Source organism: Borrelia turicatae 91E135 (assembly GCF_000012085.2).
GTDB classification, from domain to species: Bacteria; Spirochaetota; Spirochaetia; order Borreliales; family Borreliaceae; genus Borrelia; species Borrelia turicatae.
The window spans coordinates 749,070-772,599 of the sequence record NC_008710.1 but is presented as its reverse complement, the minus strand read 5'-3'; the positions used below and the strand labels follow the sequence as shown (position 1 = coordinate 772,599).

General features: G+C 29.7%; 20 protein-coding genes, 2 tRNA genes and 1 other RNA gene. 2 read left to right on the top strand and 21 right to left on the bottom strand.

The annotated features are described in order from the left end of the window. Window positions 1–4 precede the first annotated feature (4 nt). Window positions 5–1,336 (top strand): CoA-disulfide reductase, encoded by a 1,332-nt coding sequence (locus BT0_RS03695; protein ID WP_011772662.1) that lies wholly within the window; start codon window positions 5–7, stop codon window positions 1,334–1,336. Between the two features lie 15 nt (window positions 1,337–1,351). Here BT0_RS03695 and BT0_RS03690 read toward each other — a convergent pair whose 3' ends face one another. The 4 genes from BT0_RS03690 to BT0_RS03675 are packed head-to-tail and all read right to left on the bottom strand — an operon-like array spanning window position 1,352 to window position 5,833. Further along, window positions 1,352–2,701: an ATP-dependent 6-phosphofructokinase gene (locus BT0_RS03690; RefSeq protein WP_011772661.1), complete on the bottom strand. Its 1,350-nt coding sequence runs from the start codon at window positions 2,699–2,701 to the stop codon at window positions 1,352–1,354. A 39-nt stretch (window positions 2,702–2,740) separates the two neighbouring features. After that, on the bottom strand, window positions 2,741–3,712 hold the full coding sequence (locus BT0_RS03685; RefSeq protein ID WP_011772660.1) for a P-loop NTPase: 972 nt from the start codon (window positions 3,710–3,712) through the stop codon (window positions 2,741–2,743). A gap of 12 nt (window positions 3,713–3,724) precedes the next feature. Beyond that, window positions 3,725–4,507: a potassium channel family protein gene (locus tag BT0_RS03680; RefSeq protein ID WP_011772659.1), complete on the bottom strand. Its 783-nt coding sequence runs from the start codon at window positions 4,505–4,507 to the stop codon at window positions 3,725–3,727. A gap of 6 nt (window positions 4,508–4,513) precedes the next feature. After that, window positions 4,514–5,833 (bottom strand): TrkH family potassium uptake protein, encoded by a 1,320-nt coding sequence (locus BT0_RS03675; protein WP_041178524.1) that lies wholly within the window; start codon window positions 5,831–5,833, stop codon window positions 4,514–4,516. 90 nt (window positions 5,834–5,923) lie between these two features. Between BT0_RS03675 and cyaB the strand changes: the two genes are divergently transcribed. Next, window positions 5,924–6,448, top strand: a complete 525-nt coding sequence (cyaB, locus tag BT0_RS03670; protein WP_011772657.1) for a class IV adenylate cyclase — start codon at window positions 5,924–5,926, stop codon at window positions 6,446–6,448. On the opposite strand, the gene BT0_RS03665 is transcribed toward cyaB, so the two are convergent. The 17 genes from BT0_RS03665 to BT0_RS03585 all read right to left on the bottom strand — a co-directional run bounded on the left by BT0_RS03665 (window position 6,425) and on the right by BT0_RS03585 (window position 23,524). Next, on the bottom strand, window positions 6,425–7,867 hold the full coding sequence (locus BT0_RS03665; protein ID WP_011772656.1) for a hypothetical protein: 1,443 nt from the start codon (window positions 7,865–7,867) through the stop codon (window positions 6,425–6,427). The genes cyaB and BT0_RS03665 overlap by 24 nt on opposite strands. After that, window positions 7,857–8,480: a CDP-diacylglycerol--glycerol-3-phosphate 3-phosphatidyltransferase gene (pgsA, locus tag BT0_RS03660; protein ID WP_011772655.1), complete on the bottom strand. Its 624-nt coding sequence runs from the start codon at window positions 8,478–8,480 to the stop codon at window positions 7,857–7,859. Before pgsA ends, BT0_RS03665 begins: the two co-directional genes overlap by 11 nt. 1 nt (window position 8,481) lies before the next feature. Further along, window positions 8,482–10,233 (bottom strand): threonine--tRNA ligase, encoded by a 1,752-nt coding sequence (gene thrS, locus BT0_RS03655; protein ID WP_011772654.1) that lies wholly within the window; start codon window positions 10,231–10,233, stop codon window positions 8,482–8,484. A gap of 154 nt (window positions 10,234–10,387) precedes the next feature. Then, the gene (gene rodA, locus BT0_RS03650) at window positions 10,388–11,707 is read right to left on the bottom strand and encodes a rod shape-determining protein RodA (protein WP_011772653.1); all 1,320 of its coding nucleotides are present in this window, start codon (window positions 11,705–11,707) and stop codon (window positions 10,388–10,390) included. Between the two features lie 5 nt (window positions 11,708–11,712). Then, window positions 11,713–13,515: a penicillin-binding protein 2 gene (gene mrdA / locus BT0_RS03645; RefSeq protein WP_011772652.1), complete on the bottom strand. Its 1,803-nt coding sequence runs from the start codon at window positions 13,513–13,515 to the stop codon at window positions 11,713–11,715. A 1-nt stretch (window position 13,516) separates the two neighbouring features. Next, entirely contained in the window at window positions 13,517–13,999 is a 483-nt protein-coding gene (locus BT0_RS03640; protein WP_011772651.1) for a hypothetical protein, read from the bottom strand. Further along, window positions 13,996–14,841: a rod shape-determining protein MreC gene (mreC, locus tag BT0_RS03635; RefSeq protein WP_011772650.1), complete on the bottom strand. Its 846-nt coding sequence runs from the start codon at window positions 14,839–14,841 to the stop codon at window positions 13,996–13,998. The genes BT0_RS03640 and mreC overlap by 4 nt, the downstream gene beginning before the upstream one ends. A 2-nt stretch (window positions 14,842–14,843) precedes the next feature. Next, on the bottom strand, window positions 14,844–15,893 hold the full coding sequence (locus BT0_RS03630) for a rod shape-determining protein (RefSeq protein WP_011772649.1): 1,050 nt from the start codon (window positions 15,891–15,893) through the stop codon (window positions 14,844–14,846). Window positions 15,894–15,905: 12 nt separating this feature from the next. After that, window positions 15,906–16,871, bottom strand: coding sequence for a tetratricopeptide repeat protein (locus BT0_RS03625; protein ID WP_011772648.1), 966 nt, complete (start codon window positions 16,869–16,871; stop codon window positions 15,906–15,908). Window positions 16,872–16,890: 19 nt separating this feature from the next. After that, window positions 16,891–17,239, bottom strand: an RNA gene (gene rnpB / locus BT0_RS03620) — RNase P RNA component class A. Window positions 17,240–17,268: 29 nt separating this feature from the next. Then, window positions 17,269–18,027 carry a zinc ribbon domain-containing protein gene (locus tag BT0_RS03615; RefSeq protein ID WP_011772647.1) on the bottom strand — a complete coding sequence of 253 codons (759 nt, stop codon included), beginning with the start codon at window positions 18,025–18,027 and terminating at the stop codon, window positions 17,269–17,271. A 12-nt stretch (window positions 18,028–18,039) separates the two neighbouring features. Next, on the bottom strand, window positions 18,040–19,932 hold the full coding sequence (gene rpoD, locus BT0_RS03610) for an RNA polymerase sigma factor RpoD (protein ID WP_011772646.1): 1,893 nt from the start codon (window positions 19,930–19,932) through the stop codon (window positions 18,040–18,042). Then, the gene (gene dnaG / locus BT0_RS03605; RefSeq protein WP_011772645.1) at window positions 19,925–21,700 is read right to left on the bottom strand and encodes a DNA primase; all 1,776 of its coding nucleotides are present in this window, start codon (window positions 21,698–21,700) and stop codon (window positions 19,925–19,927) included. The genes rpoD and dnaG overlap by 8 nt, the downstream gene beginning before the upstream one ends. Before the next feature lie 6 nt (window positions 21,701–21,706). After that, window positions 21,707–22,741, bottom strand: coding sequence for an endolytic transglycosylase MltG (gene mltG, locus BT0_RS03600; protein ID WP_011772644.1), 1,035 nt, complete (start codon window positions 22,739–22,741; stop codon window positions 21,707–21,709). 233 nt (window positions 22,742–22,974) lie between these two features. Beyond that, window positions 22,975–23,056 (bottom strand) — tRNA-Tyr (locus BT0_RS03595). A 4-nt stretch (window positions 23,057–23,060) separates the two neighbouring features. Further along, window positions 23,061–23,134 (bottom strand) — tRNA-Thr (locus BT0_RS03590). 69 nt (window positions 23,135–23,203) lie between these two features. Beyond that, the gene (locus BT0_RS03585; protein ID WP_011772643.1) at window positions 23,204–23,524 is read right to left on the bottom strand and encodes a hypothetical protein; all 321 of its coding nucleotides are present in this window, start codon (window positions 23,522–23,524) and stop codon (window positions 23,204–23,206) included. Between the last annotated feature and the right edge of the window lie 6 nt (window positions 23,525–23,530).

Sequence of the window (23,530 nt, the reverse complement as noted above, 5' to 3'; positions counted from 1 at the left end):
TTTTATGAAAATAATAATTATTGGAGGAACTGCTGCAGGAACTAGTGCTGCTGCAAAAGCAAAACGAACAAATAAAGAATTAAACATCACCATTTATGAGAAAACAAATACTACATCTTTTGGAGCTTGTGGATTACCATATTTCATTGGAGGATTTTTTGATGAACCAAACAACATGATAGCCAGAACACCTGATGAATTTGAACAAAATGGAATATCAGTATTCACTGAACATGAGGTTATGAGAGTAGATATCAAAAATAATACCCTTCAAGTAAAAAACCTTCAAACAAAACAGATATTCAATGATACTTATGATAAATTAATGATTGCAACTGGGGGCAATCCCATCATCCCACCAATTAGCAACATCCAACTAAGTAACTTTTATACTCTAAGAAATATGCAAGATGGAAAAGAAATAAAAAAACTTTTTAAGAAGAAAGATATAAAAGACATAGTAATAATTGGAGCTGGATATATTGGAATTGAAATGGTAGAAGCTGCTAAAGCTTTAGAAAAAAATGTAAGAATAATTCAACTAGATAAACGAATACTAACCGAATCGTTTGACAGAGAAATTACTAATATCATGGAAGAAGAATTAATAAAAAACAATGTTCTACTCCACACAGATGAATTTGCAAAAAGCTTAATAGGAAAAGAAAAAGTTAAGGGAATCATTACAAATAAATCCGAATATAAAGCGGATCTTGTAATTCTTTCCACCGGTATCAAACCTGCTACTGAATTCTTAGAAGGTCAACTTGAGACCCTAAAAAATGGTGCAATCATTGTCAATGAATATGGAGAAACCAGCGTAAAAAACATTTTTTCTGCTGGGGATTGCGCCACAATTTATAATCTTGTAAGTAAAAAAAATGATTATATCCCCCTTGCAACAACAGCTAACAAACTAGGAAAAGTAATTGGTGAAAATCTAGCAGGAAGACACGTTGCTTTTAAAGGAACACTAGGCTCTGCATCAATTAAAGTCTTATCGCTTGAAGCAGCCAGGGCTGGTCTTACAGAAGAAACTGCTTTAAAGCTTGGAATTAAATATAAAACAGTATTTATAAAAGACAAAAACCATACAAATTATTACCCAAATCAAGAAGATTTGTATATTAAACTGATATACAATGAAGAAACAAAAGAAATCATTGGGGCACAAACAATTGGCAAAAATGGAGCTGCAATAAGAATGCATGCATTATCCTTAGCGATCTATTCAAAACTTACAACAAATGAAATTGGAATGATGGATTTTGCATATTCTCCACCATTCTCAAAAACTTGGGATGCATTAAATGTTGCAGGCAATGCAGCAAAATAAATCATAAGAACACTTTTATTTCTCGTTCTTCATACTAAATGGCTGACCGGTACTTGCAAGAACATCCCTCCAGAAAGAACCATTTATATTGACTTTATTTCTGGCAATTACTGCCATTTTTATTGGAATATGTACAAATTTTGTACTCCACAAGCTAATTAATAATTTTGTCTTACCTGCCATAGCAGCATGAACAGCATTGGAACCAAGACGAGCACAATAAAGAGAATCACTAGCATTAGCTGGAGAACTTCTCACAAGATAACTAGGATCAATATACTTAAGATTAATTGAAATATTTTTGGACTTAAAATACGTATTAATCTTATCTTTAATATAAAGTCCAATATCTTCATAAAGCAAGTTACCAGAATCGTCTTTTTTACGACTACTAGGATCAAAATACTTTTGTCCTGCGCCCTCTGCTATTAATATTACTGCATGGGGCATCTCATCCAAATTCTCTTTTGCCAAAAGTCGTCTTTCAAGATGTTCAAGAAGCCCATTAGGCCCCTCAATATCAAAATCTAGTTCTGGAATCAGACAAAAATTAACATCATTAGAAGATAAAGCGGTATGAGCAGCAATAAACCCAGAATCTCTACCCATAACTTTAACAAGACCAATTCCATTATAAGCACTATTTGCCTCAAAGTGAGCACCAGCAACTGCAGCAACTGATTGCTCTACAGCTGTTTCAAATCCAAAAGATTTTTGAACAAACATAAAATCATTATCTATTGTCTTTGGAATACCTACAACAGCAATCTTCAAATTTCTCCTCTCTATTTCCTCAGCAATTAGAACAGAACCTTTTTGTGTTCCATCTCCACCGATATTAAAGAGCATATTAATGCCCATTCTCTCCAAAGTATCAACTATTTCAACAGGTTTAATTCCTCCTCTTGATGAACCAAGTATTGTACCACCAAGTTGATTAATATCATCTACTACATCAGGATTTAGCTCAACAAAACTTAAATTAGAATCTGGCAAAAGTCCCTGATATCCGAATTTAACTCCATAAATATTATGCACTCCATATACTTTCCATAAAGTTCTAACAATGGAACGAATAACATCATTAAAACCTGGACAAAGACCTCCACAAGTAGTAATTGCCGCTTTAACATGCTTTGGAATAAAATAAATTTTATGTCTAGGTCCGGCTTTTTCTAAAAAAATATTCTCATATTGATCCCAAGCCTCGTCATTTTTATAAACATTAAATCTAATCTTATTAGCCTCACCAGTAAAATGAATATGACTCTCATCAGCATAAAAATTAATCAAAGGATTATCTTGCTTACATTCTCCTAAATTTTCTATTTTAAAATCTAAATTCTTATTCCTAAGTCTATGCATTAAGTTGCTCCTCCATAACTAAGTATTATTATAATTCAATTAATTCCTAATAAATTGACTTTGATCCTTAATCATATCGTATATATCATCATAAATATAAGGTGAACCTTCAACAGGAGACTTAATCAAATTACCTGCAATAAACTCAAAATATTTATTGAGCTTTGAATTTTTATCAAAATCAATAAATGGAATTCTATTATTAACAGATTCTCTAAAACTCTTTGCAAACGGAATAAAACCAATAAATTCTACTGGTATATTAATATTATTTTTAACAACATTGATTAAATTTTCACACATAGCTATTTCTTCGCTAGATTCTATCCTATTTAGTACAACTCTAGGATAAAAACTGTTCATCATCTTTTTTATCTTAAGTGATGAACTTAAAGATATGACTTCAATTCCTGTAACTAAATCTTTAAACTTAACGTTTGTACCTTCTATTTTATTTTTAAAAAAATTACTAATATATTCACGTTCAGCACTCTTTGGGGGAAACCCCAGATATAAAAGCCGATACAGTGCATTTTTCAAAAAAGAATAAGCGTTAAGTATGGAAGGGGTTTCTGGAACAGTAACGATTATACCACTGTAAGCTGATAAATAAAAATCCACTGTATTATAAGATGTACCTGAACCTAAATCTATAAAAACAAAATCAGCAACAAGATCTCTTTGAATCGAGTCTATTATTCTTTTTTTAATAGAAAAAGGAATATTGGCTGTTCCCGTATAAAGAGCATCTCCTGGAATCAGATAAAGCTTTTTATAAGGTGTTTTAATAATTAAACTTGAAAAATCTTTTTCACGCTTATTAATAAAGGAACCTATTCCAACACCAGTATTCTTAACCCCTAAACATGTATGCAGATTAGACCCACCAAGGTCAAGATCAACAAGTATTACAGTTTTACCTAAACATGCAAGTTTATAACCAATATTAGCAACAAAAGATGTTTTTCCAACACCTCCCTTTCCACTTGCAACAGGAATAATCTTAGTCATCTCAAAATCCTATTAATCGTTTTTCCTATCTTTACTAAACTTTTTCATGAAATTAAAAAACCTTAAAAATCCTAATTTTTTGGAATTTTCCGTGTAAGAAGCATCCTCTGATTTAGAAACTGATATTAAGTCTTTAATCAAATCCTTATTATTTGTAAAATTCTCAATTTTATCAGGCTTCCCACAAATTACAATTTTATCATCCTTTAAGAAAAAATAATCACCATCTACAAACTCATACCTAGAATTGCTTAAATTTCTAACAGCAATAACAGTAATGCCCTTCTCCCTTCTCAAGTCAGCCTCAAGAAGAGTTTTTCCTACATACTCTTTAGGAATAATAGTCTCAGCAACAATGATATCATGACCAACAATACTGTACGTTGAAAGATTAGGCGATACTAATAGTGGGGTTAACCTTCTTGCAGCATCCTTACTTGGAAATATAATTTTTGTAGCACCAAGAGTTTTTAATATCTCAGCATCATCCCTATCTTCAGTTTTAACACATATCTCTTTAACACCTAAAAGATTACAATAATGAGTAACAAGAGCACTCTTCCCAAGATCATTATCAAAATCAATAATAACAGCATCAGTATCTACAGGTATAACTTTTTTTAAAGTATTTTTAGTAAATTGGTCTAAAATAAAGCTTTCTGTAGAAATAACATCATATTCCTCAACCAATTCCTTTGAAGTATCAACAATAATAATTTGGCAATCAAGTTTACTTAAATTTTCAAGAACATGAATCCCTAAATTGCTAAGACCAATAATAACAAACGTTTTCACTCTTTCCTAACCCACTAAAATGTCTTGTCTTGGCCTTGTAAATTCTTCAAAACGAGATCTTCGTGAAACAAAAATTGCCATAGAAAAAAGTCCTATCCGACCTGCAAACATAGTAAAAATTATAATTACTTTACCTAAAAATGACAAATCCTGTGTAACACCAACTGACAAACCAACAGTACCAAAGGCAGAAAAAACTTCATATCCCAAATCAATAACTCTCCACTTTCCACCACTCTCAGCAGCAAGAAGAACAAAAAATGAAAAACACAAAATAAACACAGCCCTTACAAAAAATAAAAGTGCAAATCTTATGCTATCAATTGAAACTTTATAAGAACCAATAATATAACCATTACCATCTTGTGATTTTATTACCGCAAGAATAATTAAAAAAAAGGTAGTAATCTTAATTCCACCAGCAGTTGAACCTGGAGCACCACCAATGAACATGAATGGCAACGAAAGCATTTGGGTTCTACTTGTGATAAGAGCATTGTCAAGATAATTAAAACCAGCGGTCCTTGTGCTTATTGAATAAAATATTGAATTAAATATGAGAGTTCCAAGTGAATAACCTTCCTTAAGTTTATGCATTTCTGAGAAAAAAAATAAAATTGTACCTAAAATAATCAAAAAGAAACTCAGTAAAAAAACAATTTTAGCATGAAGAGACAACTTTTTCCGATATTTAATAGTATTCGTAATATCACGATATACCATAAACCCAAGTCCTCCACAAATAATCAAAATAGCAATAACAACTATTGCCTCAGGAACATCACGCCAAGCATAAATACTCTCAGAATGCATAGAAAATCCTGCATTACAAAAAGCTGAAATCGTTGTAAATAAAGCTTCAAGCAATGAAATATTAACACCTCGAAGTCTAAAACACACTAATATTAACAATACTCCAATTAATTCAATTAAAAAAGTTACAAAAAGTATACTTTTCAAAATCTTGACGGGATTATACTCAATATTTGAAAGAGAATATTGTTTAATTATCCGAGCATCGGTTAAATTCAACTTACGCTTAGGAATAAGCAAATAAAAAGTAGCAATTGTTATAAAACCAAGCCCCCCAAATTGAATCAATAACATTATAATGATAAACCCAAAAGTAGAAAAATTTTCCATCTTAACAGTAACAAGACCCGTAATACTAACAGCAGATACAGATGTAAACAAAACATCTATGTACTCTAATTTTTTCTCACCATTCCAAGCAATAGGCAATGACAACAATAGAGAGCCTAGGAACATAATCAAAATAAAATAACTGAAAAGAAAAAACCTATCACTAAACTCAAATTTCAACATAAACAAATAAAATATAACAAAATATATAAGTTATCATCATCAAAATTACAGGCCATTGAAATATTACCATAATTTTATTATTTTTAATACATGTTTGAAATTGAATTGAAAGCTTTTATTCCCAAAAATAAACTTAAAGAAATTTTAAAGTTGGCCAATCAAAAATTCAAATTTATCAAAGAAGAAATCAAAGATGATACTTATTACTGTAACACAGAAAAAATAATTAGAATAAGAAAATTTAACACTTTAGAAAAGATTGTAACCTTTAAAATTAAATCTTTAGAAAATGACATAGAAATAAACAAGGAAATCGAATTTAAAGTAGACCAAGTCAACAATTTTATATCTTTTCTAGAAGAAATGAATTTTAAATTTTTATACAAAAAAATCAAAAAAAGTCTAATTTATAAAAAAGAAAATTTAAACATAGAAATTAATGAAATTGAAAATCTTGGTTTTTTTTTAGAAATCGAAAAAATAATCTATGATAAGAATGAATTAAGTTTTGCCAAGACAGAAATTTACAAAACAATAAAAGAATTCAAATTACAAAATAATATTGAAAAAAAATCCTATTTTGAACTAATACTAGCTAATCAATCTAAAGTATAAAATCTTAAAATCTAAACTCAGATATGACAATATAAATCCTTTATCCTGATATTTTGCAAACTGGGGCTTACAAACAGATTTTTGAAAAATTTCAGATTCATTAAAAAAATACCAAGTATTATCATCAAAATAAATAAGCCTGATATCATTACCATCTTCAAAAGTTAAAAACAAATCATTCCTATAACTTAAAATATCACTAGTGACTCCATCAATCTTAATATTTGGACTTATATTTTGCCACTTATCATATTGCAATGTAAATACACTCACAACAGGTCTATCCTTTGTTATATAACTTAAAACAACTTGGTCAGATTTAGAATTAGAAATAATTTTGACAGAATTTGCTACATTTGCAGACTGAATATTTGCATTTCCCCAAGTTTTACCACTATCAATAATAAACTCAGAATTAACATAATTATTTACCTTATAATTATAAAAAATCCCCAGAAAAGGCTCAGAAATAATACCAATACTTGAAACATCATCAACATTGGCATTGCCTTTAGACATATAAGAATCCATGACACTATTCCAAATATTACTATATCCTTTATTTGCAACAAAGTTTACTTTATATTCACTACCAATTTTCCTTAAATAAGCTACATACAAATTATCTCTCTTATCAATGCCAATATTTACCAAAAATCCAATATTATCCCTAAATTTAGGACTAATATCAATCCACTTTCGACTATTAAATTTCTTGACTATAAGTTCGCTAGAAAAATCACTGGTATTCTTAGTCGTAAATACAACATATAATTCTCCTTTAGAATTAATTGCAAAATCAAAACACGCAATATCAGTAATATTATCATTAACAGCAGTACTTATATCAAACCAACCAATATTCTCAATAAATGAAGAAACCTTAATATCATCATTACCTTCTATCTGATAAGCAAGATAAATACTGCGATTATAAGTCCTTAAAATATATCTTTTAAGCTTCAAGCCTAATTGAAAGTTTGGCAAATCTTTTAATAAAAAAGTTTTATCTTTTTTCTTTATACCAGATATTTTAGCTTTTAAAGAGCTATCACTTATTATCGATAAATCTAAATCAGTAAGGATAAAATCAATATTTACATTCTCAGATGTGACATAGATCACAGCATAAAGAATATCTTTATTCAATTTAAGCTTGACATCTTTTTTTCTTATCTTATCTGTTATATATTTTTTATTAAAAATATCATATACCATATAGACAAAATCTGAATCTGAAGAAACATCAAAAGTTAAGATATAGTTAGAAGACTTGCTAACCTTTAGATAAACACTTCCCTTTCCACTTTCACTTGAAATACTTAAAGGCTTAACTTCCGTTAACATTTGCTTTAACTGAGCATGAGAATAAAAACCAATTAGTAACCAAATAAATATTAATAATACATTACTTCTCATACTTGCTAAGATACAAAAATATCACAACATAATCAATTAATGATATGATAGTTAGAAAGGCAGACATAGCATATATCATTCCAACAATAAAAGAAAAATTAAAATCTAGATTTAAAATTGAACTAATAAAATTCTCAATCAATGTAGTAATTCTCAACTTGTTTAAACTATAAAAAAAAAGACTAGCAAATGTTGCAATAGCATAAAATAACGACTTTATTTTACCCAAAAATTTAGCTTGTTGAACTATATCAAACTGAATAATTAAATTCCTAACAACACCAACAGAAAGTTCACGGTATATAAATATCATAAAAAAATAATATGGTGTAATCCCTTTATAAAAGAAAAAGGCAAAATATGTTAAATGTTGCAACACATCTGCATAAGGATCTAAAATCTTACCTACATTACTAACTAAATTATATTTTCTAGCAATATATCCATCAATAACATCTGTTATTTCATTAAAAATAATTAAAAACCAAATCAGAATTAAAAATAAATAAGAATTCCAAAGATCTTCAAGACATAATATAAATAAGATAACAAAAGATAATATAATTCTAAAAAAAGTTATTTTATTCGGACTCATTATAATTTCGCTATTCAAACTATAAAATCTCCTTATTAGAAACCTTTAATTTCACAAATTCAAGTGCTTCTTTCAGCTCAAGTCCATTAATCTGCTCATTTGTCCTGGTTCTAATCGAAATCTTTCCCTCTACTACCTCTTTTTCTCCCACAATAAACATATAAGGAACTTTTTGGGATTGATATTGTCTAATCTTTGCATTCATTCTCATATTGCAATCATTATCAAGTTTTATTCTAATTCCTTCCTTTTTAAAACGAGACAATACCTCCAACGCATACTCTTCTACAATATTGTTTACAGGAATAATTACAACTTGAAGAGGTGCCAACCATACAGGAAATGCACCACCATAATGTTCTACCAAAATTCCAAAAAACCTTTCAATAGAACCAAGAAGAGCCCTATGAATCATAAAAGGTTGCCTCTCCTTACCATCTTCTGCTGTATAAGTCATTTTAAATCTCGCAGGAAGATTAAAATCAAATTGAATTGTACTCATTTGCCATTCTCTCCCAAGAGAATCTATTATTTTAAGATCAATCTTAGGTCCATAAAAAGCCCCACCTCCCTCATCAATATCATAATCAATACCTAAATTAATCAAAGCTTCTTTTAAGACTTTTACAGACATTATCCAATCATCCTCATCCCCTACAGATTTTTCTGGCTTTGTCGAGAGATATGCTTTTAAAGCAGTAAATCCAAATTTATTCCACATATAAAGAGCAAATCTTAAAACCTCTTGGACCTCAAACTTAACTTGATCATAAGTACATATAATGTGTGCATCATCTTGAGTAAATCCTCTAACACGCATAGTACCATGAAGAGCACCTACCTTTTCATAACGATACACCGTACCAAGTTCAGCCCACCTAAACGGCAAATCTCTATAAGAATGCCTACCGGTATTATAAATAGCAATATGAAATGGACAATTCATAGGCTTAACATAATAATTACTCTTATCCATCTCCATTTTCTCAAACATGCTTTCTTTATAAAAATCTAAATGCCCAGAAGTTTCCCAAAGCCAAGATTTGCCAACATGAGGCGTAAAAAGTATGTCATAACCATTCTTAAAATGCTCCTCTCTCCAAAAATCTTCTATTAAAGCTCTTATTCTAGCACCACTTGGATGAAAAAATATAAGACCAGGTCCTATTTCTTCATGAACAGAAAACAAATCAAGTTCTCGACCAAGTTTTCTATGATCTCGCCTTTTTATCTCTTCTCGCAATTTAAGATATGCTTTTAAATCCTTTTCATTGTTCCATAAAGTCCCATAAATACGAGTAAGCATCTTATTTTTCTCATCACCACGCCAATAAGCACCTGCAATACTAATTAACTTAAATGCCTTTGGATCAATTTTTCCCATATTATCAATATGGGGGCCTTTACAAAGGTCAGTAAAATTATGACTTTTATATATTGAAATCTCATCTGCAATATCAAGCTCGTGAATTAAATCAATCTTATAAGGTTCATCTTTGAAAAGCATTAAAGCCTGTTCTTTAGTTATCACTTCCTTTACAAAAGAACTCCCTGTCTTTAGAATCTCTCTCATCTTTTGTTCTATTAACAAAAGATCATCTTCTATAATATGTTTTTCAAAATCAAAATCATAATAAAACCCATCTTTAATCGGGGGACCTATAGCAATCTTAGTATTTGGAAATAACTCAATTACAGCTTCTGCCATAACATGCGCAATCGAATGTCTTTTTTTATAAAGAACATCCTCTTTATCTAATTTCTCACTCATAATAACACCTTACAAACTCTAAGATTCTAAATTATAATATCATAATAAATTTAAGCACTAACCACAGTTATAGATAAACAATAAATCTTCTCAATACAATATACAAAAAAATTTAGTAAAAAAACAGACAAAACAAAAAATGCAATAAAATTTTCTAATCCATAGTGACTATAGACTCAATATTAAAATAAAGAGCCATAGCCAAAAAGAAAGTAATAGTAGATGAACCACCATAAGATAAAAAAGGCAAAGGAATACCTGTAATTGGCAAGAGCCCTAAAGACATACCAATATTAAAAGAGGTATGAAAAAACAAAAGACCCAATACACCAGCAAGTACCAAAGACATATATCTATCTTTACTTTTATTCATTATTATTAAAATCCTAAAAAAAATAAGAAAAAATAATATCAAAACTACACTAACTCCTAAAAAGCCAAATTCTTCAGCAAGAATTGAAAAAATAAAATCTGTACTCTGAGATGGAACATAATTTGCATGAGTGTAAGGACCTTTTAAAAATCCCTTACCGAACATACCTCCAGAACCAATAGCAATTTTTACTTGATTTAAATTCCAACCAGCCCCTTTAAGATCAATATTTGGATCTAAAAAAACCAAAAATCTTTTAATTTGGTAAGGTTTCATGAACTTTGACAAAAATTTAGAAAAAAAAGCCGCAATTAGTAAAATTGAACTCATAAATAATATATAAAAATAAATAAGTCTAATACTGAAATTATACTTTGAAACAAAAAAACCTATAGCAGAAGACAAAAACACCAAAATTAATACTAAAAAAGCTAATTGAAAATAAAAATTATTAGAAAAAATCAAATACAATATATTTCCCATATCTGCCTTGTATTCATACCAAACAGGCAATACCACAAAAAAAAATGAAAAAAATCCCGTTAATGCAAAATACAAAATATAGTGTATATCTATACCAGCAAAAAAGGAAATAAATATAAACATATTCAAGTAAACTACAGCAGTACCAAAATCAGGCTGTAAAAACACAAATAAAATAACAGGAACAATTAAAATAAAAGCAAAAATAAAAACAAAAAAATTATGATATTCATTCCTACTACTATAGAACTTAGCAAGGGTCAAAATACTAATAATCTTACCAAACTCTGAAGGTTGTCCACCTAATTTCCAAATTCCAATCCAAGATCTAGCTCCATTAACAGTAACACCAAAAATCGCAGTAAAAACCAAAGAAGCAACCAATAAAAAATATAAAGGATAAATCATGCCATGTATAATCTTAAGATCATATTTCCCTATTATAAAAATTACACAAAATCCACCAAGAACCCATACAATTTGTTTGATATATTCAATCTTCATCAAAGAACCATTAGAAGTATAATCACTAGAATATATAAGCAAGACTCCAATAAAAGATATCATTACCAAACTAAATAATGTTAAACTATCATAACTTTTTCTAAAAACAGCCATTTACTTTACCTAATATACCATGGTCTATACTCTTTAAGAATATCCTCATAACTCTGATTAGCAAAAATCCCTTGCATCATTAAATCTACAGATTTAGCAGACCACATATTATCTGTATTACTTCTTCCTTCAACCAAACTAAAAATAACAACTTGTTCACTAGGTGAAGCATTATAAGGAGCAAGAGCAACAAAAGAACTATTCTCAAGTCCAGTAACACCAGTTTGACCTGTACCGGTCTTTCCTCCAACCTCAACAGCCTTTGTAAGAACTGAATTTCTAGCAGTACCATAAGTTATAACATTTCTCATATATTTTTTCAAAAACTTAAAAGTATTTTGACTAATAATATCTGTTTTCTTAAGGACTTCGGGAACATTTTCAAGAATAACTTCATTAGTACTCCCATTTAAAATCCTATTAACAATTCTTGGTTTATAAATAACACCTTCATTTGCAATCATAGCTATCATATTGGCAATCTGCATAGGGGTAGCATTTAAAAACCCTTGACCTATTGAAAAATTGACAGTATCGCCACCTACCCAAGGTTGATTAAAAAATTTTTCCTTCCACTCAGGACTTGGAATAAGTCCTGAAACCTCATTTGGCAAATCAATCCCGGTTTTTTCACCAAATCCATACTCTTTTGCATACTTAAAAATTTTCTCAACACCAAGATACTTAAGTCCCAATATATAAAAATAAACATTACATGAATGAGCAACAGCATGTTCCAAATCGACATAACCATGACCACCTCGTTGCCAACAATGAAACACTCTATTGCCTACTCTAAAATATCCCGGACAATAAATTTTTCTAGCCCTATCAAGGACCTTTTCTTCTAATAACGCTGTGGTCAAAACCAATTTAAAAACAGATGCAGGGGGATAAACTGATTGTATTGCCCTATTTAGAAAAGAATAATCTTCTTTAGAATACTTATTATAAACATCATTCATTGAATAATAAGGATAATTATGCAGTGCTAACACACCACCTGTTGAAGGTTTTAACACTACCACAGTTCCATACCTTTTACCTAAAGTGTTCTTAGCAAGCAGTTGAATATCCTTATTAATATTTAAAACAATATTATTACCAGGCGTCATATGCTCTATAATAGAACCACTATCCATTTTTCTTTCTCTAGAATCTACCCTATATTTAATTAAACCTTCCTTCCCTCTGATATAACTATCATAAATTTGTTCAATGCCTAATTTTCCTATTGTAGAATTATTATCATACCCTTTAACATTATAAAAAGAACGAAGTTCCCTTTGATTAATCCTACCAACATACCCAATAGGATGAGAACAAGAATCATCTACTAAATAATTCCTTTTAAAAGAATATGTCCATAAAAATGCAGGATAATAACTTCTCTTCTCAGCAACTCTAAACAACATTTCTGGACTAAGTTCAACTATTTCTACATCCTTCAAATATCCTCTAGGAGCCTCAATTTTAGAGAGAATAAGTTCTCTTTCAATACCTAAAATACTTGATAAAAAATCTAACATCTCGTCCCTATCCTCAAGAGACATGCCATAATATTGTTCCAAACTAACCTTTAAAACAAATGCTGTAAGATTATTTGCAAGAACATTAAAGTTTGAATCTAAAATTTCACCCCGTGAAGCCTTGATTTTTTCAACTCTAGATAAAAGAACTGTTGCTTCTCTATCATAAAACAAGTGTTTTCCAATCTGCATTTTAAATAAAGTAAAAAGATAAGAAAAAAAAACGAAAAATAGAAGCAACAGGCCAAACATATATCGACCCTTCAAAATAACCTTCATTTTAATATTCCTCTTTAATAGTATAAAGATTTCTCGTACAATAATTTAAAATTGGATACAAAAAATTTAAAAACACTATATTTATAACAATATTAAAATCAAATATCGAATAATTGAATCCTTTAAGATCAATAAAATCTGCAAAAGTCATTGCTACAAACCAAATAACAAATTTTGAAAAAATAAAAAATATTGTTATACTAAACATGCTCTTTGGAACAATCAATTTAACTTTTTCAAGAAGATAAAATATCAAAACATAACTAAAAACAAAAAATCCAAGTGGCAAACCATTGAAATATTCCATAATAAAACCATGTAAAATACTTGAAATTAAACCTATATTAAAAACAAAGTTTAGAGAATTAAAAATTAAAATAATTAAAAATATATCTATTGAAAAAGAAAAATTAATATCACAATAATATTGAAAAACTTGTCCTAAAAATATACTAACGATATAATAGAGTATAAAAGATATCACTTTTCTATCCTCTGATTACCCTTAATTAAAAAAACATATTCTAACTTATCTAAAACTATGACAGGTTCTATTTTAATACTTAAAAGAGAGTTATATTCAAGAACATCAAAATGAGTAATTTTTCCTATATAAATTCCACTAGGATAATCACTAAATCCAGCAGTAACAACTGAGTCTCCAATCTTTAAAGTATTTTCGGCTAATTTATTAACATAATTCATCTCAAGAACTTCACCATATCCCTTACCCTCAACTAGACCAATGAATTTGCTATTTTGAATTCTTGCAGAGACAAAATTTTCATAACTGGTTAAAGGCAAAACTCTCGCAGTATCCGCATAAACCTTAACAACTTTGCCAACAAGACCACTAAACCCATCTTGATAAGCAACAGCTATCATATCTTTTTGCACACCATCATTATAGCCTTTATTAATAGCCATTAAAGATGAAACATTTGCATAGTTTAAGTAAATTATTTCAGCTGAAATAAAATCATTAGAATGTACCGAATAAAATCCAAGCTGTTCTTTAAGCCTGGCATTTTCCTGTCTTAACACTTGCACATTCTGAATTACTATTTCAAGTTGCTGTATTCTTTTCTTATAAGCTTCTATTGTCTCACCATAATCTTTATATTCATTTATCGCCTTAAAAATACTAGAAATAAAATTAAAAAACTCATGCACATTTCGTTGAATATATGAATTTAAAGTAAAAATAAAAAAATCGTCTCTTTTATTAATCTTAGAAGCACTTGAATCATAGAGCATAAGAATGATAGCAAATATTAATACACTAAGTACCTTAATAAAATTCTTGAAATTAACAAGAAACTTCATATCTATTCATTAATAAAACTATATATATTTTTACTAATATCTATTCTATTAGCATAATCATAAAATAAACCAGCCCCAACAGCTACAGATAAAAGAGGATTATCTGCAACGTAAACTGGAACTCCCGTCTCTTTTGATAAAAGCCTACTGAGTCCTTTAAGAAGAGCTCCACCTCCCGTCAATATGATTCCACGCTCAACAATATCTGTTGCAAGCTCTGGGGGAGTTGCTCCAAGCGTTCTTTTAACCTCATCAACAACAATACCTATAGGTTCTTGCAAAGATTCTCGGACTTCCATAGAATCAATAATTTGCTTTCTAGGAAGACCCGTAACAGCATCTGTTCCTTTAATATCTATTGTCTCTACCTTCAAATTATGAGTATCTGGATAAACATTACCTATCTTAATTTTCAATTTTTCTGCTGTTTGTTGCCCAATAATAATGTTATGAGCATTTCTCATATACTTGATGATACTCTCATCAAACTCATCCCCACCCGTTCTAATAGCTCTACTTACCACCATACCACCAAGAGAAATCACCGATATTTCAGTAGTTCCCCCTCCAATATCACACACCATATGACCTGTTGGTTCAAAAATGGGAATATCAGAGCCAATAGCAGCTGCAAGAGATTCTTCAATAACCTTAACTTCACGAGCACCAGCATTCATTGCACTCTCTTTTACAGCTCTTCTCTCAACTTCCGTAATGCAAGTTGGTACTCCTATTACCATTCTAGGCTTAAAAAACAATTTTTTCCGAGAAAAAATTTGGCTTATAAAATATTTAATCATTTTCTCTGTATTTTCAATGTCAGCAATAACACCATCACGAAGAGGTCTTACGGCCTTAATATTTTCCGGTGTTTTCCAAAGCATCTTCTTTGCATTGCGCCCAACAGCTACAACCCTATTATTTTTATTAACGTCAATAGCAACTACCGAAGGCTCACTCATCACCACACCATAATCTTTAATGTAAACTAAAGTGTTGCATGTACCAAGATCAATACCAATATCTATCAAAAAAGATTTAAAAAAATTCAAATCAAGCTCCCCCTAAAAATCCTCTAAGCTAATTTTAAGTCTCTCCCTTGCTTCTTCTAAATAAGGATTAATGCTTAACGCTTCTCTCCAATATTTTCTAGCCTTAGGATAATCTTTATCTCTTTTTCTATATATGTCTCCTATTTTAACATAAACATTAGGATTTAAACTATTAATTTTCAAGACTTTATCATAGCAATTTAAAGCATCCTCATAGGCCTCTCTCTCCAAATAGATATCTCCGTACAATAAATATACCTTTTGCATTAAATTATCATCACTTTTTTCATTTTTTAATGATTTATTCTCTTCCTGTAAAAATTTATTTATATATTCAACACTTTTATCAATATTGCCTGTCTTATAATTTACATATGCCAAACTCCAAAGCACAAGATCAGATTTATTCTCTTTATAAGCTTTTTCAAAAAACTTTAAGCTAGAATTATAGTCTTTTAAAATCTGATAAGAATATCCCAGATATTCAAAAATATCCTCCTTTACACTCATAAAGTCAAAACTACTTGAATATAAAGCTTTACTTAAATACTTAACAGAAAGATCACTATAATACTCACCCTTATGAGAATAAGCTTTACCCAAAATATAATAAAGCGAATTCATAGGGACATCATCATTAATTGACATTAAGAACCGTAATCTTTCTATTGAATTGTCTAAAAATTGATTTTTTAAGTAACTATCATTCAACATTAATGAATAATAAAAATATGAAAACCCAAGAAGCAAATTTAGATTAAAATCAAATTTATTTTCTTTAAGACCATTTTCAGCATAATCTATTATTTCTTTATATTCTCTATTATCCCAAAGAACAAGTAAATTTACCTCAGTAGGACCTGCCTTTAAATAAGAATTGGAAAAAGTCTTAAAATAAGATAAAACATAAAAAATAAAGAATAAAAGTGACAAACTTATAATCAAATAAAAAGTACATTTTAGATAATTGATTCCCATAAAAACTCTCTACAAAAAATAGAAGTTGACATCCATAAGCCGAGTTCTGTATTATGTCATCATCTATCTTGCTTTTCCATCACTGGAAAAATCATGCAATCTACCCACAAGCATACCCTCAAGAGCTAAGGAAGCTTGCTTACTTGATTTTGCTCCTAATGAGGTTTATCTTGACCTTATTTATCACTAAATAAGCGGTGAGCTCTTACCTCACCTTTTCACCCTTACCCTAAGGCGGTAATTTTCTGTGACACTCTCTTAAGTTTCAAACTCCTAGGCATTACCTAGCATCATGCTCTTATTGGAGCTCGGACTTTCCTCTTAACATACTTCAACATAGCATATTAAGCGATGACTGGATATCAACTTATTAAAATAAAATACAAAATTAAAAACCTTATTCTATAAGATCTGCTAAACCACCAGGAACCATTTCTAAACCAACTTCAAATTTATCTTGATAATAGAGTATTCTACTACAATAAGGACAAAATTTAACATCATCGGGTTCACGCCTCACCTTATTTGCAAACTCAACAGGAAGTATCATATGACAACCTTTACAAACATTTTCAATCAAAGGCACAACCCCATTGGATTTATTTCTAATAATTCTTTGAAATTTAAACAAAAAGTCCTCGTCCATTCGAAAAGCATATTTTTCCTCTTCACCTTTTATAGAATCAAGCTTTTTTATAATCTCTAAAAGCTCATTTTCAAGATCATTACTCTCAGTAGCATACATATCCTGCTCAACTTCAAGTCTACTCTTAACATCTGCTATTTCCCTATCTACTTTTGTCTTAAGTCCAGTAATATGTGTCATTTTTTTTCTAATAGCAACTTCATCATCTATAATAGTCTGCAATTCTTTCTCAAGAGCCTCATATTCCCTCTGAGTTTTAATGCTATCAATTTTCTCTTCTGCCTTGCCCTTCCTTACATTAATGTCTTGAATATCTAATTTCAAAGATGAATCTTCTTTTTGATATTCTTTAAATTTGAACTGCAATTCAGCAAGAGCTTCAATAAGTCCATCAATTTGAGCCTTTTTAGTTTGCAAATATTTAGGAATATTTTTTTGCCTTTCCTCAAGCTCAAACTTAGCTTTATATATGCCTTCAAGATTCTTTAATACATCAATATTACTTTCCATAAAGCCTCCTATTCAATTTAAATCTTCTAAATAATCTTTAAGTTTTTGGGTTTTCTTAGGATTTTTAAGTCGCCTTAAAGCCTTAGACTCAATCTGTCTAATTCTCTCTCTTGTAACATTAAAATGCAGTCCAACTTCTTCCAGAGTTAAAGAATATCCATCTTCAAGACCAAATCTCATCTTAACAACTTCCTGCTCTCTTTCTGGAAGAGTTCCAAGAACTGCTCTTATTTGATCTTGCAATACCACAAAAGAAGTGTGTTTTGCTGGATTTTTTATAGCCTTATCTTCAATAAAATCACTAAGAACAGAATCTTCTTCTTCTCCAATTGGTGTTTCAAGTGAAACGGGCTCTCTTGAAACATTCTTTACAGTCTTTACTTTTTTAAGATCCCACCCAAGTCTAGATGACAACTCCTCGTCTGTTGGATCTTTACCTAACACTTGAACCAAATATCTTGTTTCTCTATTCAACCTATTTATCTGCTCAATCATATGAACAGGAACACGAATGGTACGCGCCTGATCTGAGATTGATCTTGTTATTGCTTGACGAATCCACCATGTAGCATAAGTAGAAAACTTAAAGCCTCGCTTATACTCAAATTTTTCAACCGCCTTAATTAAACCAATATTGCCCTCTTGAACAAGATCAAAGAAATGTAACCCTCTATTAGCATACTTTTTAGCAATACTTACCACAAGTCTTAAGTTAGCCTTAATTAACTGATCTTTTGCATGCTGCATCATCTGCTTGCCCTTAAGGATTTCCTCCGACATGCTTATTATCTTATCCATTGGATATTCATAATACATCTCAATTCTCTCAAGCTCTTTTTGAGCAAGTTGAGCTTCTGTAATTTGCTCTTTAATTAGATCTTCTCGAATATTTAAAGATTTTTCTATCCTCTCCCGTCTCTCAGGAATAGCTAAGTCTCTCCCCAAAATTCTCAGATTGCGTACCTTATCTATCTTTAATCTATCCAATATGGACTTTTGTTGCCTCTTCAAATCCTTTATTTTACTAGCAGAATCAATGTAATCATCTGAAAAAATACGCAACTCTTCTTGATATAAAGGTACCGACTTAAGCATTTCTTTTATATGAAGTCTCTCACTAGTAATACTCTCTTCAAAAATATCTTCCCCAAGCTCATATAAGCTATGTTTTCTTTCAATATATTTTATTAAACGATCCTGAAATGGTTTCAATGAAGCTTTATAAAAAGAAGTGATCCTTTTTTTTTTGTTATAATAATCGAAATTATTATCTTTTTCTCTTTCCTTTTCTTTCTTAAAAAACTCTTCTTTATCTACTCTTGAATAAATAGCATTAACTAAATTATAATAATTCTCTATGACCAGTCCTTCATTTTTAAGAATATTCTCAATTATGCTCTCACCAGAATCCATCTGTTTTGCAAGTTCAACCTCTTGATTCCCAGTCAATAAAAATTCTTTCCCTATTTCCTTTAAGTAAAGCCTTATAGGATCTTCAGAATTACTATCTTTTAATAAACCACTCTTAATATATCCTGAACTAAAATCTTCTTTGTCCAAAACCTCATCATCAAATTCATCCAATTTATCATCAATTTCATCATCACTCTGAATAGAATCGTCTAACATCATACACTGACTATCAAGTTTATCTGCTTCATCAAATTCATCAATATCACAAATATCTGACTCCATCTTTTCATTAACCAAGCTTATTCCCTCATTCTCAAGGACTCCATAAATATAATCAATATTGTCAGGATCCAACATATCTCCTGATAAAAAGGTAGATAAATCCTCAAAAGTAATTGCCTTTTTGTCTCCCAAATGACTCAAGATGGCCTTTATTATTTTTGAATTCTTCTTCTTAAAAATCTGCAAGTCTTTATTTTCTACACTATTCATTCAAATATATCCTCAGGTTTTCTCTCTGCATATTTAAAAACATCAATTCCCTTATTTGGGCCTTAGCATCTATTGAAACATTATCCTTGCTCATATCTTTAAATACTAAAATTCGATTCTCCACTTTCCTTTTTTTAATTGCAAACAAAATTTGTTTAACCATCTCATCATCCACTTCAAACTCTACTCGTAGCATATTCTCAAAAAAAACTTCGCTAACGCTATACTTATTATCTTTTAGCAATTCTTTTAAATTAAGCAATGAAAAACTTTCATTATTCTCAAATAGGTATTCAAAGCACATAAAAATTTTTTTTACATCAACATCATACAAGTCACTATCACTAATATTACGCCTTATTATAGTAAAATAATTAAAGTCTTTCAATAAGGCAACTAATAAATATCTCTCATAGGTATTTATCTCATAAGAATATGCATTCCTCTTATAACTCGCAATTGCACTCCTCTCTCTCATACTATAATAATCTTCTCTTAAGGTTTCTAACTTAATACCCATCTTACTCTCAAGCTTTTTTAAAAGAAGATCCCTTTGCGTATTAGTACTTGACAAACTTATCAAATTTATAAACATGCCAACCATACTATTTAAATCTGTTGTTTTACTTAAATCATATTTACCTGAATATTTTTCCAAAAGATACTCAAAAGCATCACAGCCATCGTTAATCATATCCTTTAAGACAAAAGCACCTTTATTCTTTAAAACATCTGCAGGATCAACTCCATACTTCATTCTAATTACACTTACATCAATATCAAACGGTAAACAAATCTGATAAGCCTTAAAGGTAGCTAAAAGCCCAGCAGCATCATCATCAAAACACATGATTATTTTATTTGCATATCTCTTAATTAAAGCAAAATGCTCCCTTGAAAAAGAAGTACCAAGTGTAGAAACGGCAATTTTTACACCCGCTGTAAAAAAGGAAAGAACATCTATATACCCTTCTGTTAAGATTACAGATTTACTTTCTTTAATTACAGAAAAGCCTTCATAAAATCCATAAAGCAATTCTCTCTTTTTAAAAACCTCTGTTTCACTTAAATTAATATATTTAGGCCCATTATTTCTACCTAAATATCTACCTCCAAATCCTACTACATTTCCTTTAAAATCTCTGATTGGAAAAATCAATCTTCCAGATAAAATTGAAAATATTCCCTTCCTTTTTGAAAACAAACCACTTTTACTCAAAATTTCATCAGAATATCCTTTTGAAATCAAAAAATTATAAAAATTAAACTTACCTGGAATATCGAATCGCAAATAACCAATATTAAATAAATCAATAACATCTTTAGATATCCCTCTCATTTGCAAAATATAATTTAAAACTTTTTGATTATTATTTAAAAAAAATTCAAAAGTCTTAATCAACTTAGCATTTAAATCATATATTTTTGAAATTATTGATTTATCCTGAGTTTTATTCTTAACTACAGTGGTTTTCTTAATATCATCATATACAATACCTATCCTACTGCACAAAGACTTAACAGCACCATTATAATCAAGTTTTTCAATATCCATCAAAAATTTGATAACATCTCCGCCCTTCCTACATCCAAAACAATAAAAAAGTCCCTGAGCAGGAGTTATAGAAAAAGAAGGGGTCCTTTCAGCATGAAAAGGACAAAGCCCCTTATAAGATGATCCTGATTTAACTAATCTAACACGTTCACTTATTAAAGCTACAATATCTACTCTCTGTTTAATTAAATCTATAACCTTAGCATACTCCATACTTACTTAATCCTTAGTAATAAAATTACGAATATAACTATTAACAGCTAAGAGATGATCATTATAAGCTGAAGAAAATTTATGAGTTCCAACTTTAGGATCTTTTATAACAAAAAATAAATACTCTGTGTTAGCTGGAAAAAACGCGGCCTTTAAAGATACAATCCCAGCGTTAGAAATTGGACCTGGGGGATAACCTTTATTAATATAGGTATTATATGCAGAAGTAATCTCTAAATCTGAAAAATAAATTCTTGTAGGATGAGTTTTTCTTAACTCTTCGGTAATAATATATTCAATTGTAGCACAAGATTGTAATGCCATATTAGACTTTATCCTATTATAAAAAACAGATGCCATTACTGGCGCTTCACTCTTAACTCGATACTCACGCTCAACAATAGAAGCAACGATCACTTTATTATAAAACTCTCCACTAGAATAAGATTTATGCTCTATCCCAATAGAACCAAGTTTGCTAAAAAAATTACCAACAAAAATTCGAATTATTTCCTTCATATCCATACCCTTATAAAATTTATAAGTATCTGGAAATAAAAACCCTTCAAGAGAATCATAACTAAGTCCAAGGTCATTGATAAATTTAACATCATTTATTAAATCAACAAAACTTTGCGCATCACTAATAATGCCTGATTCAGAAAGCTTCAAAGCTATTCTTCTACCAGTATACCCCTCCGGGATGGTGATATTAATAGGAAGTATAGGTCTGCCTTTCAAAAATTCTCTATATACATCAAAAGTTGAACAATGACCATTGATTAAATATTTGCCTTCCCTAAAATTTTTATCACTACCAAAAAGATAGGAAATAGCTATCAATAATTTGTCAGATCTGATCAACCCTTTTTTCTTAAGTTCCCAAGCAATTTTTTTTACTCCCCATCCCTTTTGAACTTCAAACTCATATATTAAATCAGATTTAAAAGGAGAAGAATTTAAAAAATACAAAAAAAATGCTAAGAAAGAAAAAATAACAAATAACACAAAAAGGGAAATGAAAAATTTTTTTATTGTCATAAAAACTTAAAATCTCTTTTTAAAAAAAGAAAATCACGCCTTCATGCTCTCAATTAAATAAGAAACAACAAAGCACATTATCCCTGAAAAACATAACTTACAAATATTAATTAAAATTTTATTATAATAAATGCGAAAATATTTAAAAAACACAACATTAAAACTATATCTCAAATAATCAAACAAAAAAAATTAAACCTCACAAAATACCTGGTTAAATTTCAATTTCAAATTGGGGAGGGTGGGATTCGAACCCACGTAGGCAATGCCAACAGATTTACAGTCTGCCCCGGTTAACCACTTCGGTACCGCCCCTAAAAGCCGACTGTCGGACTCGAACCGACGACCTGCGGTTTACAAGACCGCTGCTCTAGCCAGCTGAGCTAAGTCGGCATAATAAAGCTAATGGTTAGTTTATAAAAATAAAATATATTAGTCAAGAGTAAGATTAAAACAAACAAATTATATTTCAAGAAAAAGAAAAATTTTTACAAAAAAAGCACAAAAACAAATAATAAAACTAAAAACCAAAATGATATAATGTTTAATCCTCTTTCTTCTAAACAAATAAAAAATTAATCTCATAGCTTCAAGTCCAAAAGAAATAGTACTTAATACAATCGCAAATTCAAGTGAAAATTTTTGAAAAGAATACTTAAAAACATTATAAGCACCTGCTAAAAACATAAACAAACTAAGTACAGAATTAAAAAATAAAATTATTACTAAAACTCTAATCAAAATTGAAAATAACCTTAAATCGTTTGAATTAGAGTTTTTCATAACAAC

Coding starts and splice junctions, on each gene's coding strand:
- BT0_RS03695 (WP_011772662.1), top strand. CDS start 5: ATGAAAATAATAATTATTGGAGGAACTGCTGCAGGAACTAGTGCTGCT.
- BT0_RS03690 (WP_011772661.1), bottom strand. CDS start 2,701: ATGCATAGACTTAGGAATAAGAATTTAGATTTTAAAATAGAAAATTTA.
- BT0_RS03685 (WP_011772660.1), bottom strand. CDS start 3,712: ATGACTAAGATTATTCCTGTTGCAAGTGGAAAGGGAGGTGTTGGAAAA.
- BT0_RS03675 (WP_041178524.1), bottom strand. CDS start 5,833: ATGTTGAAATTTGAGTTTAGTGATAGGTTTTTTCTTTTCAGTTATTTT.
- cyaB (WP_011772657.1), top strand. CDS start 5,924: ATGTTTGAAATTGAATTGAAAGCTTTTATTCCCAAAAATAAACTTAAA.
- BT0_RS03665 (WP_011772656.1), bottom strand. CDS start 7,867: ATGAGAAGTAATGTATTATTAATATTTATTTGGTTACTAATTGGTTTT.
- thrS (WP_011772654.1), bottom strand. CDS start 10,233: ATGAGTGAGAAATTAGATAAAGAGGATGTTCTTTATAAAAAAAGACAT.
- rodA (WP_011772653.1), bottom strand. CDS start 11,707: ATGGCTGTTTTTAGAAAAAGTTATGATAGTTTAACATTATTTAGTTTG.
- mrdA (WP_011772652.1), bottom strand. CDS start 13,515: ATGAAGGTTATTTTGAAGGGTCGATATATGTTTGGCCTGTTGCTTCTA.
- mreC (WP_011772650.1), bottom strand. CDS start 14,841: ATGAAGTTTCTTGTTAATTTCAAGAATTTTATTAAGGTACTTAGTGTA.
- BT0_RS03625 (WP_011772648.1), bottom strand. CDS start 16,871: ATGGGAATCAATTATCTAAAATGTACTTTTTATTTGATTATAAGTTTG.
- BT0_RS03615 (WP_011772647.1), bottom strand. CDS start 18,027: ATGGAAAGTAATATTGATGTATTAAAGAATCTTGAAGGCATATATAAA.
- rpoD (WP_011772646.1), bottom strand. CDS start 19,932: ATGAATAGTGTAGAAAATAAAGACTTGCAGATTTTTAAGAAGAAGAAT.
- dnaG (WP_011772645.1), bottom strand. CDS start 21,700: ATGGAGTATGCTAAGGTTATAGATTTAATTAAACAGAGAGTAGATATT.
- mltG (WP_011772644.1), bottom strand. CDS start 22,741: ATGACAATAAAAAAATTTTTCATTTCCCTTTTTGTGTTATTTGTTATT.
- BT0_RS03585 (WP_011772643.1), bottom strand. CDS start 23,524: ATGAAAAACTCTAATTCAAACGATTTAAGGTTATTTTCAATTTTGATT.